This window comes from Promicromonospora kroppenstedtii (assembly GCF_044389675.1).
Taxonomy (GTDB): domain Bacteria; phylum Actinomycetota; class Actinomycetes; order Actinomycetales; family Cellulomonadaceae; genus Promicromonospora; species Promicromonospora kroppenstedtii.
In genome coordinates this window covers 51,951-64,541 of the sequence record NZ_JBIRYI010000003.1, presented here as the reverse complement: position 1 = coordinate 64,541, position 12,591 = coordinate 51,951, and the positions used below count along the sequence as shown (strand labels likewise).

Genomic DNA, 12,591 nt, shown 5'->3' with positions numbered 1-12,591 from the left:
GGCCGACCGAGGGCCCGGCCGCCTGAGCTGCCGCCTCACCAGCTCGTCGCGACCGGCATGCCCTCCTGGTACCCGGCGGCCGACTGGATGCCCACGACGGCGCGCTCGGAGAACTCCGCCAGGGACCGGGCGCCCGCGTAGGTGCACGAGGACCGCAGGCCCGACGTGATCTCGTCGAGCAGGTCCTCGACACCCGGCCGGGCGGGGTCGAGGTACATCTTGCCGGTGGAGATGCCCTCCTCGTACAGGGCCTTGCGGGCCCGGGCGAACGCCGTGCCGCTCCCGGCGGTGCGGGCCGCGACGGCGCGCGCGGAGGCCATGCCGAACGAGTCCTTGTACAGGCGGCCCGTGCCGTCGTCCTTCAGGTCGCCGGGGGACTCGTACGTGCCGGCGAACCAGGAGCCCACCATCACCTGCGACGCGCCCGCGGCCAGCGCCAGGGCGACGTCGCGGGGGTGGCGCACCCCGCCGTCGGCCCAGACGTGCTTGCCGAGCTCGCGCGCGGCGGCCGCGCACTCCAGGACGGCGGAGAACTGCGGCCGCCCGACGCCCGTCTGCATGCGCGTGGTGCACATGGCGCCCGGGCCCACGCCGACCTTGAGGATGTCGGCGCCGGCGGCCACGAGGTCGCGCACGCCGTCGGCGGTCACGACGTTCCCGGCCACGACGGGCACGTCCGGGTCCACGGAGCGCACGGCCTCCAGCGCGGTGAGCATCTTGGACTGGTGGCCGTGGGCGGTGTCGACCACGAGCACGTCGACGCCCGCGGCCAGCAGGTCCTTCGCCTTGGCGGCGACGTCGCCGTTGATCCCCACGGCGGCGCCGATCCGCAGGCTGCCCGCCGCGTCCAGGGCGGGGCTGTAGATCGAGGAGCGCAGCGCGCCCTTGCGGGTCAGCACCCCGGCCAGGAGGCCGTCGCGGACCACGGGCGCGAGGTCGAGCCGCGCGGAGTGCAGCACGTCGAACGCCGCCTCCAGCCCGCCCGGGCCGTCCAGCAGGGCGGCCTCCAGGAGCAGGGGCTCGGCGGACATCACCTCGGCCACGCGGGTGAACCGGTCGACGTCGGCGCAGTCCGACTCCGTGACCACACCCACGGGCCGGCCGTCCTGCACGACGACGGCGGCGCCGTGCGCCCGCTTGCCGAGCAGCGTCAGCACGCTGTGCACGGTGTCCTGCGGGGCGACGACGACCGGCGTCTCGATGACGGGGTCCTTGGCCTTGACGTCCGCGACGACGCCGGCCACGACGTCGGCCGGGACGTCCTGCGGGATGATCGCGAGCCCGCCGCGGCGCGCGACGGTCTCGGCCATGCGCCGGCCGGCGACGGCGGTCATGTTCGCGACGACCACAGGGATGGTCGTCCCGGTGCCGTCGTCGGAGGACAGATCGACGTCGAACCGTGACGTGACGTCCGAGCGCGACGGCACGAGGAAGACGTCGCCATAGGTGAGGTCGGTGGCCTGGGACTGCTCGTGGAGGAATCGCACGTTCACCAAGAGTAAAGAGTTTGCCTGCCTGTGCCTATGAGTCCTGCCACATCGTTGTGGAGGTATCGGAGACAGGCATGGGAGGCGACCCTGACGTGGCACAGTGGAGTGGTCGGTTCCCCTTAGAGTGGGGCCCCGATTCGCCCCTCACCGGGCACGACGAAAGGACGCGCATGGGCTTGCTGAGCGACATCCGCTCGCCGCAGGACGTCCGGGCTCTCACGCCCGGCCAGATGCCGGAGCTCGCCGAGGAGATCCGCCGTTTCCTGGTGGAGAGCGTCTCGCGCACCGGTGGGCACCTCGGGCCCAACCTCGGCGTCGTCGAGCTGACCATCGCCATGCACCGGGTCTTCGACTCGCCGCGCGACTCCCTCGTGTTCGACACGGGCCACCAGTCCTACGTGCACAAGCTGCTCACGGGCCGCCAGGACTTCTCCGACCTGCGCAAGCGTGGCGGCATCTCCGGCTACCCGAGCCGCGCCGAGTCCGAGCACGACGTCGTGGAGAACTCGCACGCCTCCACCGCCCTGTCCTGGGCCGACGGCATCGCCAAGGCCAACCAGGTGCGCGGCAAGGACGACCACGTGGTCGCCGTCATCGGCGACGGCGCGCTCACCGGCGGCATGGCCTGGGAGGCGCTGAACAACATCGCCGAGAGCCGCGACCGCAAGCTCGTGATCGTGGTCAACGACAACGGCCGCTCCTACTCGCCGACCATCGGCGGCCTGGCCAACCACCTCGACACGCTGCGCACCACCAGCGGTTACGAGGCGTTCCTGAGCTGGGGCACCCGCGCCCTGCACCGCTCCGGCCCGCCCGGACGCTTCGCCTGGCGCTGGCTGCACGGCCTGAAGAAGGGCCTCAAGGACGTCGTCGCGCCGCAGGGCCTGTTCGAGGACCTGGGCATCAAGTACATCGGCCCCGTCGACGGCCACGACACCGAGGCGCTCGAGCGCGCGCTCGGCCGCGCCAAGGCGTACGGCCGGCCCGTGATCGTGCACGCCATCACCGAGAAGGGCCGCGGGTACAAGCCCGCGGAGGAGGACATCGCCGACCGGTTCCACGCCGTCGGCGTCATCCACCCCGAGACCGGACTGCCCGTCGCCGCCAGCCGGTTTGGCTGGACCAAGGTCTTCGCGGACGAGATCGTCAAGATCGGCCGCCGCCGGTCCGACGTCGTCGCGATCACCGCCGCCATGCTGCACCCCGTGGGCCTCGCGCCGTTCCAGGAGCAGTTCCCGGAGCGCACCTTCGACGTCGGCATCGCCGAGCAGCACGCCGCGACGTCGGCGGCGGGCATGGCGTTCGCCGGCCTGCACCCCGTCGTCGCCGTCTACGCGACGTTCCTGAACCGCGCGTTCGACCAGGTCCTGATGGATGTCGCCCTGCACAAGGCGGGCGTCACCTTCGTCCTGGACCGCGCCGGCATCACGGGTGACGACGGCGCCAGCCACAACGGCATGTGGGACATGGCGATGCTGCGCATCGTGCCCGGCCTGCGCCTGGCCGCGCCCCGCGACGAGACGACGCTGCGCGCCGCCCTGCGCACCGCCGTCGACGTCGACGACGCGCCCACCGTGGTCCGCTACCCGAAGGGCGCCCTCGGCGACGACATCCCGGCCGTCGAGGAGCTCGACGGTGTCGACGTCGTGGGCCGGTTCGCGCCGGACCCGACCCGGCAGAAGGGCGCCGTGAGCCGCCGCGTGCTCGTGGTGGGCGTGGGGTCGATGGCGGCCTGCGCCATGGAGACCGGTACCGCGCTCGCGGCGCACGGCGTCGAGGTCACGGTGGCCTCCCCGACGTGGGTCCTGCCCGTGCCGGAGAACCTGGTCAAGCTCTGCGGCGAGCACGACCTGGTGGTCACGCTCGAGGACGGCGTGGTCGACGGCGGCGTGGGCGACATGCTGGCGCAGCGCGCCGGGGAGCAGGGCATCGGCACGCCGCAGGTGCACATGGGCCTGCCGGTCCAGTTCCTCGACCACGCCAGCCGGGACCACATCGTGCGCGCGCAGCGGATGACCGCGGCCGACGCGACCCGGGACGCCCTCGCGGCGCTCGCCCTGCTGTGACGCCGCGGTGACGACGAACAGGCGCACAGTCGGCGTCGAGGAAGAGCTCATGCTGGTCGGGCAGGACGGGGCGCCGATCGCGCGCGCCCAGGACGTGCTCGGCACGGCCGAGCCGGACGACGGCCCGCTGGAGCACGAGTTCATGGAGGAGCAGATCGAGACGGCCACGCCGCCGCGCTCGACGCTCGAGGACGTCGCCGCGGCGATCCGGGAGGGCCGGGCAGGCGCCCAGGCTGCGGCCGAGCGACACGACGCCCGGATCGCCGCGCTGGGCACGTCGCCCCTGGCGTTCGCGGGGACCACGGTCGGCAAGCTCCGCTACCTGCAGGCGCGCGCCGAGTTCGGCCTGACGGCGCGCGAGCAGCTCACGAGCGGCTGCCACGTGCACGTGGCGGTGGCCGACGACGCCGAGGGCGTCGTGGTGCTCGACCGGATCGGGCCGTGGCTCGCGCCGCTGCTGGCGCTGTCGGCGAACTCGCCGTACTGGATGGGCGACGACTCCGGGTATGCGAGCTTCCGCTCGCAGGTCTGGTCGCGCTGGCCGACGGCGGGCCCGACCCGGACCTTCGGGACGCCGGAGGCGTACCACGCCGCCGTCGAGGGCCTGGTCGCGACCGGCACGATCCTCGACCAGGGGATGGTCTACTTCGACGCCCGGCTCTCGGCCAGGTACCCGACCGTGGAGATCCGGGTCGCGGACGTGTGCCTCTCGGCGGACACGGCGACACTCCTGGCCGCGCTCGCCCGGGGCCTCGTCGAGACGGCGGCGCGGGCGGGCGACGAACCGCCGCCGGAGGTGCCGGTGGAGATCCTGCGCACCGCCCTGTGGCGGGCGGGCCGCTCCGGCCTGTCGGGCGCCCTCGTGGACCCGCGGACCTGGCGGCCGGCCCCGGCGCACGACGTCGTCGGCGCGCTCGTGGAACACGTCCGCGACGCTCTGGTGGATCTCGGCGATCTCGACACCGTGACCGAGCTGCTCGGCGGGCTCTGGTCCCAGGGCAACGGCGCGATGCGCCAGCACGCCTGGGCGGTCCAGTCGGGCGGCAATCTCGGCGCGGTCGCGCTCGAGGCGGCGGACGCGACCCTGATGTGAGCCCGGGGTGCGCCGGCCGCCGGCCGCGGTCCCGCCGCGGCCGGCCCGGCGCTCACCGGTAGTTCCCGGCGAGCTCCCGAACGGGCTGGCGTGGTTCCGTGACCAGCACGGAAGGGTCGCAGCCGAACAGCATCGCGAGCCTGCCCACCTGGTCGAGCGTCCAGGCGGTCCGGCCCCGGAACCGGGCTGAGACGGCGGCGCGCGACAGGCCGACCTCGGCCGCGATCTGCTGCTGGCTCAGGCCGCGCCGCGCGGCCTCGAACCGGATGGCCGCCGCGCACACGAGCGCCAGCCCGTCCCGGTACAGGTTGGGCGCGGGTCGCGGGGTGACCCCGGCGTCGTCGGCCTCGACGTCGTCGTCGAGATCGGGGTCCAGGGTGCCGTCGAAGATCGGGTTGCGGTCGAGCGGGTCGTAGTTGGTGCGCGCCATGGACCCAGCCTGCCCGCTCCCGGGAGCTCGGGAGCGCTGTCCACAGGCCCGGTTTCCGACTCGACGCAGCGCGTGCACGGTCGCCTGTTGCGGCCGATGTGCGAGTACCTCTCGGGGTCAAGCACGGTCGGGTGGGAGGTGCCGGCTGGGCCGCATTTCGTTCACGCTGCTACCGAGATTTTCGGCTCAGCCGAACTGTTCAGCACACGTGGATCACCCGTGTCCCAGGTGAATGAAATGCAGCCCAGCCAGCACCCCTCGTCCGGGTGTGGGTTGCTCCGGAGCGCGACACGCCGTCGGCCGATTTCAGGTTGCCCCGGCCCGGCGGCACCTGGAACGGTCGGGCGATGGATCTCGCGAGCGCCTTCCCGCCGTTCGGGCTCCGGGTCACCTCCGATGACCTCGAGCTGCGCCTGCCCGACGACACCGACCTCGTCCGGCTGGCCGACCTCGCCGTCGCGGGGATCCACCCGCCCGAGCGCAGCCCGTTCCTCGTCCCGTGGAACATCGGCGAGCCGGACGAGGTGCGCCGCGGGCTGCTGCAGTACCACTGGGCGTCGCGCGGCCGCATCGCGCCCGAGGCCTGGGCGCTGGAGCTCGGCGTGTTCCTCGACGGCGAGCCCGTCGGCGTCCAGAGCGTGGGTGCCAAGGCGTTCGCCGCGACGCGCTCGGCCGGGACCGGCTCCTGGCTGGGCCTGGAGCATCACGGCAAGGGCCTCGGCAAGCGCATGCGGCTGCTGGCGCTGCACCTGCTGTTCGAGGGCTTCGACGCCGCCGACGCCACGACCGAGGCCTTCGACGACAACCCGGAGTCCAACGGCGTGACGCGGTCGCTCGGCTACGCGCCGAACGGCGTCGCGCTCGTGGACCGGCAGGGCACGGCGGCCACGGAGAACCGCTACCGGATGACCCGCGAGATGTGGGCGGCACGCCCGGACCTGCACCGGCCCGACGTCACGCTCGCGGGGGTGGCGCCGGTCCGGGCGATGCTCGGTCTGGGCGCGTGACGCACTACTTCTTGGCGAGCGCCCACCAGATGATGCCGCCGATCAGGAGCAGGAAGCCCAGCCCGCCGATCAGGAGGCCGAGCAGGAGGACGAGTCCGCTGCCGCCGATCCCGGCCACGCTCTCCGCGTTGAAGGGGCCGCTCACGGCGATGCTCACGTCGTCGGTCGCGACCTGCGGGTCGACGACGATCGCGTGCGTCCCGTCCTCGTCGGGGACCATGATCCCGACGGGGTGCACCGCCCAGCCGTTGACCTCCAGGGAGCCGGGCTGGTCCGGCCGGCTCATGCGCACCGGGCCGCTCGGTCCCTGGGCGCTCACCGACGAGGTGGGCAGGCTGGTCGACGAGTCCCGCGAGACCTCGACGACGAGGTAGGCGCCCCGCTCCTGGACGTCGAAGGCCACGGGAGTGGTGGACGGTCCCAGGGCCAGGGCGTCGCTGCCGGCGGTCCCCTCGCTGGTGACGAGGTCGGTGGGTACCAGCTCGACGATGCCCCGGGCGGCTGCCGCGAAGCCCACCACGGCCACGATCATGCCCACCAGCAGGACGCCGAGCGCGGTGAACGTGAGCACCTTGGGGCCGGTCCGCCGCGGGGCAGGGCCGGGGGCGGGCGGTTCCGGAGGAGGCACGGACATGTTCGCATCGTCCCTCCGTGTCCGGGGACTGCCAACCAGAGCGGCGAAGTTCACCCCGGCCCGCGCGCTCAGCCGTAGATGGTCTCGGCGTACCGCGGCCCGTAGTACGCGTCGAGCTCCTCCAGGCTGTCGTTCCTGCGCTCCAGCGTGCGCGAGATGACGGCGCGGCGCGGCACCTCGTCCTGGCCCCAGGTCTCCGGGTCCCAGGCCCTCGAGCGCAGGAACGCCTTCGAGCAGTGGTGGAACACCTCCTCGACGTCCACCTCCAGCGCGAGGACCGGCACGTTGCGGCGTACCTGGAGCTCGGCGAGGTAGGGCGCGTCGCGCACCAGCCGGGCGCGGCCGTTGACCCGCAGCGTGTCGCCGCGGCCGGGGATCACGAAGATCAGTCCCACGTGCGGGTTGGCGAGCACGTTGAGGAACCCGTCGGTGCGCCGGTTGCCGGGCCGCTCGGGGACGGCGATCGTGCGGTCGTCCAGCACCCGTACCAGGGAGCCGGCCGGGTCCCCCTTGGGGGAGACGTCGAGGTTGCCCTCGGCGTCGGACGTCGCGACCAGGCACAGCGGCGAGGCCGCCAGCCACTGCCGGTCGAGCTCGTGCAGGGCGGGACGGACCTTGTTCGCCGCCGTCTCCAGCGGCGGCGGGACGATCTCCCGGAGCTCCTCGACCGTCGTGACCGGTGTCCCGCCGAACTTGCTCTGCTCGTTGGTCATGCCCTCAACATAGCCCCGGCGTAAATGGGGCATGTCAGACCATCCGGGTACGCTCGCAGCGCCATGACCGAGCAGACGACCCTCCCCAGCCCTGCCGACACCCCGGCCGCCCCCACCGGCCCGCTCCGGCCCTGGAAGGCCCGCGCGGCCCGCCGCGTCCTGGAGCAGGCCGAGGCGCTGCTCGACGACGCCCGGCTGCTCACCACCGCGGACCTCGGCCTGCGCGAGCGCGTCCGCGACGCCTACACGGCAACCCGTGAGGTGCGGGTCCACGCGGACCTGCGCGCCGTGTCCGTCACGGCGCTGGAGGAGCGGCGCAAGAAGCTGCGCGTCGCCGTCCTGGAGAAGGCCGGCTACCAGCACGTCGCCCAGGTGCTGGTGGCGGGTACCGACCGGCTGGTCGAGGCCGGCATCGGCGCCGGCACCGCGAAGCTCGCCACGTCGGCCGCCCGTGAGCTGGCCGACGAGGTCGACGCCGACCTCCGGTTCCGCATCGACGTGGACCCCGACGACCCGTACGCCACCGTGCTGGTCCAGGCCCTGTACGCGTTCGGCCTGGCGACCGACGCCCGGCACCGGCACCTCGACGAGGCCCGCCGCGTGGCCGACGTCGTCCCCGGGAACCTCGAGCCCGCCCAGCTCGCCACGAGCGTCTGGCGGCGCCTGGTCGCGCCCGCCGACAAGAAGGCCGCCGCCTTCGCCGCCGTCTCCGTGCTCGACGCCCAGGTGCGCGCCGCCCGGCTGGCGGACGACGCGCGGGCGGTGCGTGCCGCCGTCGGGCAGCCGCCGGAGGGCGGCGAGGTGTGGGCCGACTTCGAGGCGCGGTCCGCCGAGTACTACGGCCTGCTCTCCCAGGTCGTGGACCTGGGCGACGACCACGAGGCCGCCGAGGGCGGCCTGCCCGCCGACGTCGTGCGGCGGGTCGAGGCGCAGCCCCTGGACCGGTCCCTGCTGCGCGCCAACCTGCGCGGCTACCAGCAGTTCGGCGCGAAGTACGCGCTGGTGCAGCGGCGCACGATCCTCGGCGACGAGATGGGGCTCGGCAAGACCATGCAGTCCATCGCGGTGGCCGCGCACCTGGTGGCCACGGGAGGCACGCACGTGCTGGTGGTGTGCCCCGCGAGCGTGGTGACCAACTGGAAGCGCGAGGTGGAGCAGCACTCCGACCTGAGCGCCGTGGTGCTGCACGGCACCGACCGCGAGCAGGCCGCCGCGCGCTGGGTGACCGGCGGCGGCGTCGCCGTCACGACCTTCGAGGTGCTCGGCCGGCTCGACCTGCCCCACGACCTGCGGCCCGCGCTGATGGTCGTCGACGAGGCGCACTACGTGAAGAACCCCGAGACGCTGCGCGGCCGCGAGGTGCGGCGCTGGGCCGACCGGTCCGACCGCGTCCTGTTCCTGTCCGGCACCCCGATGGAGAACAAGGTCGCCGAGTTCAAGAACATGGTGGCCTACCTGCAGCCCGAGGTGGCCGGCCAGCTCGACCCGAACGCCGGCCTGTCGGGCGCCAAGGCGTTCCGCCGGATCGTCGCGCCCGCCTACCTGCGCCGCAACCAGGAGGACGTGCTCACGGAGCTGCCCGAGATGGTGCAGGTCGAGGAGTGGGAGCAGTTCGGCCCCGTCGACGGCGCCGCCTACCGCGACGCCGTGCTGGCCGGGAACTTCATGGCCATGCGCCGCGCGGCGTTCGCGGTGTCGGACGCCGGCGACTCCGCCAAGCTGGTGCGCCTGCGCGAGCTGGTCACCGAGGCCGTCGACGCGGGCCGCCGCGTCATCGTCTTCTCCTACTTCCTGTCCGTCCTGGAGCAGGTGATGGACCTGCTCGGCGACCTCGCCGTCGGGCCGCTGACCGGCTCGGTGCCGGTGCCCGAGCGGCAGACCATGGTGGACGCCCTGTCCACCCCCGGCGGGCCGTCCGTGCTGGTCAGCCAGATCACCGCCGGGGGAGTGGGCCTCAACGTGCAGGCCGCGAGCGTCGTCATCTTCTGCGAGCCGCAGGTCAAGCCCACCATCGAGGCCCAGGCCGTCGCCCGTGCCCACCGCATGGGCCAGACCCGCACCGTCCAGGTGCACCGGCTCCTGGTCGAGCAGTCCGTGGACCAGCGGATGATGGAGATCCTCGGGTCCAAGTCGGCGCTGTTCGAGGAGTTCGCCCGCCAGTCCGAGATCACCGACGCCTCGCCGTCGGCCGTGGACGTCGCCGCGCCGACGGAGACCACGCTGTCACGGACCATCCTCGCCGAGGAACAGGAGCGGCTGAGCCGCACACCATGACCTGACCCTTCGCCGCCCATTTAAGTGTGATATCCGCATCAAGGGGGATTCGGGTTCACTGACGGAGTGTCCACGTTGTCGTCAAGGCCCCGGGCGGGGGCCGCACACACGACGTCGCCGGGGCGGCTGCTCGCGCCGGAACGACGCATCGTCCCGTTCGTCGGGCGCACCGCCGAGCTCGCGTCGCTCGCCGTGTGGTGCACCAGCCCGGACCCCGTCGGGATCCGGCTGGTCACCGGTCCGGGCGGCGTCGGCAAGACCCGCCTCGCCCGCGAATTCGCACACCACATGGCCCGCGCCGGCTGGACCTGCCTGAACGTGCCCGACGGCGCGGAGAGCCAGACCCTGGCCCTCGTCCCCGACGGAGCCCCCGCCCTCCTCCTCGTCGACGACGCCGGCACCCGCGGCCCGGCGCTCGCGGACCTCCTGGCCGCCGCCGCACGGGGGCGCAACGGCGCGCTCCGCGTCCTGCTGGTCGAGCGGTCCGCCGGCCCGTGGTTCGACCGGCTCGGGACGCTCGACCCGGTGCTCCGGGAGCTGCTCGAGGACGGCCGCGCCCCCGCGGGCCTGCCGGACGCCGTCCTGCCCGGGCAGGTCGACGCGCGGGTCGTGGCCGCGTTCGCCGAGCCGTACGCGCAGGCCCTGGGCCTGGCCGTGCCGCAGGTCTCGGTCGCCTCCGTCCCGGGCGGCGCCCGGATGCTCGACCTGCACACCGCGGCGCTGAGCGCCGTGCTGCGCGCCCAGGAGCAGGGACCGCGGGGCGTGCTGCCCGTCGACGTGTCCGACACGCTCGACGAGCTCCTGGAGCACGAGCGCTGGACCTGGTTCCGCTCCGTGGAGGAGGCCGGGCTGCTCGGCGACGCGGGCCTCGGTCCGGCAGCACTGGACGGGCTGGTCGCCGCTGCGACGCTCACCGGCGTGCGGACGCCCGGCGCGGCCGAGCGCCTGGTGCGCAGCGTCGCCGCCGTCCTGCCGGGCGTACGGGCGGGCGCGGAGCACGCCGTCGGCCGCTGGCTGCTCGACCTGGACCCGCACCGGGCCCTGCCGGGCGCCCTGGTGGACCCGCACCTCCTGGGGGAGCTCACGGACGTGCCGGAGCTGCTCGGGGCGGCGCTGCGCGGTGCGGGCGCGCCGTCCTTGCGCAGGGCCGCGCTGCGCACGGCCGGGATGGTCGCCGACCGGCTCGACGGCCGCACCGGCGACCTCGACGCCGCGCTCGACGGCCTCGGCGCCACGCTCGCGATCCTGCCCGGCGACGCCGACACGCTGCGCACCGTCGCGGGCGTGCTCCCGCGCCCGTCGCTCACGCTCGGCGAGCTGCGCACAGAGGTGACGCTGCGGGCCCTGGCCGCCACCGGCCGCGACGACGCGGCGCGGTACGCCGACGCGCTGGGCGAGGCCGGGACCGCGCTCGAGGAGGCGGGCCGGGCCGCCGACGCGGAGCCCTACCAGCGGGAGGCGGTCGCCCTGCTGCGCGCGGAGGCCGAGGTCGACCCCGACCGGTTCCGGCCGCGCCTGGCGGGCCTGCTCGCCGACCTCGGCGCCACGTGCGCGGTCCAGGGACGCCCGGCCGAGGCGCTGCGCCACGCGCAAGAGGCCACGGCGCTGGTACGGCTGGCCGCCGCCGACCATCCCGCCACCGCCCGGTTCGACCTGACGGTGGCACGGCACACCCGCGCGGCGCTCCTCACCGACCTGGGGCAGCCGTCGGCTGCGCTCGAACCGGCCCGGGAGGCCGAAGCCCTCTGGCGCGAGCTCGCCCGCCGGCGTCCCGACCAGTGCGCCCCGTACCTGGCCCGGTCCCTGACGGGCGTGGCGCGCGTGCTGCGGGAGCTGGGGTTCGGCGCGGAGGCGCTGGACCCGGCCGAGGAGGCACTGGAGCTGCAGCGCCGGCTGGCCGCTGCCGACCCCGACCGGCACCTGCCCGGTCTCGCCGACGCGCTCCAGGCCATGGGCGACGCGCTGCTCGACCTGGACCGGGCCGAGGAGGCCCTGGCCCACCTCGGGCAGGCCGTCGCGCTGCGCCGTCGGACCGCCCTGGAGAACCCGGGCCGGTACCTCACCGACCTCACCCGGTCGCTGCGGGCGTTCGGCACGGGGCTGTCCGACGTCGGCCGGTGGGAGGAGGGCGCCTCGCTCCAGCAGGAGGCCGTCGAGGTGCTGCGCCGGCTCGCGGCCGAGGACCCGGCCCGGCACGTCCCGGAGCTCGCCGAGGCGCTGTCGGCCCTGGGCGTGACCCACTCCCGGCTGCACCGGTCGCAGGAGGCGCTGGACGCCGAGCACGAGGCGGCCCTGGTCTGGCGGGACCTCGTCGACGCGGACCCGCAACGGTACCGGCCCCGGCTGGCCCAGTCACTGAGCAACCTTGGTGCGATCTTCACGGTGCTCAAGCTCGGCGACGAGGCCGTCGAGCTCGTGCGCGAGGCCGTGGCCCTGCTGCGCGAGCTCCTGGCCGAGAACGCCGCGCGGTACCGGCCGCGGCTCGCCGAGGCGCTGCGCACGCTGGCACTCACGCTCCACGACCAGGAGCGGTTCGACGAGGCCCGGCGGGCGCGGGCGGAGGCGCAGGAGCTCGGGGGACTGGTGGCGGCGTAGTTTCGCGACACGGAAATTGAGCAGTCTGTACCAAAGTGTCCAGAACCCGCTAGACTTTGCAAAAATTTGACAAGGCTTGAATCTCCAGCGGGGCTGGCGGGCCTTCGGTTGAGCCTGAGGTGGTCCAGGTGAAGCGATGGGCAAGTGCTGATCTCCTGACATCGGGTACCGGTGCTCGTGGTCGCCGCGGGGCTGCGAACCTTCCCGAGTTCCTGGTCGCGGATCGGCCGGCAGGCCGGACGGCGACCGGTGGGCGTGGCCCGGGGCGTCGGTGGGCTGGCGGGGGCCT

Annotated in this window: 9 protein-coding genes; 5 read left to right on the top strand and 4 right to left on the bottom strand. The window is 74.2% G+C overall.

Annotation, left to right across the window (positions count from 1 at the left end):
• Positions 1–35: 35 nt before the first annotated feature.
• Positions 36–1,487 carry a GuaB1 family IMP dehydrogenase-related protein gene (locus ACH47X_RS06020; protein ID WP_397402363.1) on the bottom strand — a complete coding sequence of 484 codons (1,452 nt, stop codon included), beginning with the start codon at positions 1,485–1,487 and terminating at the stop codon, positions 36–38.
• Positions 1,488–1,660: 173 nt separating this feature from the next.
• Between ACH47X_RS06020 and dxs the strand changes: the two genes are divergently transcribed.
• A complete protein-coding gene (gene dxs, locus ACH47X_RS06015) occupies positions 1,661–3,556 on the top strand; it encodes a 1-deoxy-D-xylulose-5-phosphate synthase (protein WP_397402361.1) in 1,896 nt (631 codons plus the stop codon).
• A gap of 7 nt (positions 3,557–3,563) precedes the next feature.
• On the top strand, positions 3,564–4,649 hold the full coding sequence (locus ACH47X_RS06010; protein WP_397402359.1) for a glutamate--cysteine ligase: 1,086 nt from the start codon (positions 3,564–3,566) through the stop codon (positions 4,647–4,649).
• 52 nt (positions 4,650–4,701) lie between these two features.
• Here the strand turns inward: ACH47X_RS06010 and ACH47X_RS06005 are convergent, their stop codons facing one another.
• A complete protein-coding gene (locus tag ACH47X_RS06005) occupies positions 4,702–5,079 on the bottom strand; it encodes a helix-turn-helix domain-containing protein (protein ID WP_397402357.1) in 378 nt (125 codons plus the stop codon).
• Between the two features lie 347 nt (positions 5,080–5,426).
• Between ACH47X_RS06005 and ACH47X_RS06000 the strand changes: the two genes are divergently transcribed.
• On the top strand, positions 5,427–6,086 hold the full coding sequence (locus tag ACH47X_RS06000) for a GNAT family N-acetyltransferase (protein WP_397402355.1): 660 nt from the start codon (positions 5,427–5,429) through the stop codon (positions 6,084–6,086).
• A gap of 4 nt (positions 6,087–6,090) precedes the next feature.
• Here the strand turns inward: ACH47X_RS06000 and ACH47X_RS05995 are convergent, their stop codons facing one another.
• Both ACH47X_RS05995 and ACH47X_RS05990 read right to left on the bottom strand, forming a co-directional pair.
• Complete coding sequence (locus ACH47X_RS05995) at positions 6,091–6,720, bottom strand: hypothetical protein (RefSeq protein ID WP_397402353.1); 630 nt, start codon at positions 6,718–6,720, stop codon at positions 6,091–6,093.
• Between the two features lie 68 nt (positions 6,721–6,788).
• Positions 6,789–7,433 carry a pyridoxamine 5'-phosphate oxidase family protein gene (locus tag ACH47X_RS05990; RefSeq protein WP_397402351.1) on the bottom strand — a complete coding sequence of 215 codons (645 nt, stop codon included), beginning with the start codon at positions 7,431–7,433 and terminating at the stop codon, positions 6,789–6,791.
• Positions 7,434–7,496: 63 nt separating this feature from the next.
• On the opposite strand from ACH47X_RS05990, the gene ACH47X_RS05985 reads away from it, so the two are divergent.
• A complete protein-coding gene (locus ACH47X_RS05985; protein WP_397402349.1) occupies positions 7,497–9,707 on the top strand; it encodes a DEAD/DEAH box helicase in 2,211 nt (736 codons plus the stop codon).
• A 75-nt stretch (positions 9,708–9,782) separates the two neighbouring features.
• Entirely contained in the window at positions 9,783–12,302 is a 2,520-nt protein-coding gene (locus ACH47X_RS05980; RefSeq protein ID WP_397402347.1) for a tetratricopeptide repeat protein, read from the top strand.
• Positions 12,303–12,591 lie beyond the last annotated feature (289 nt).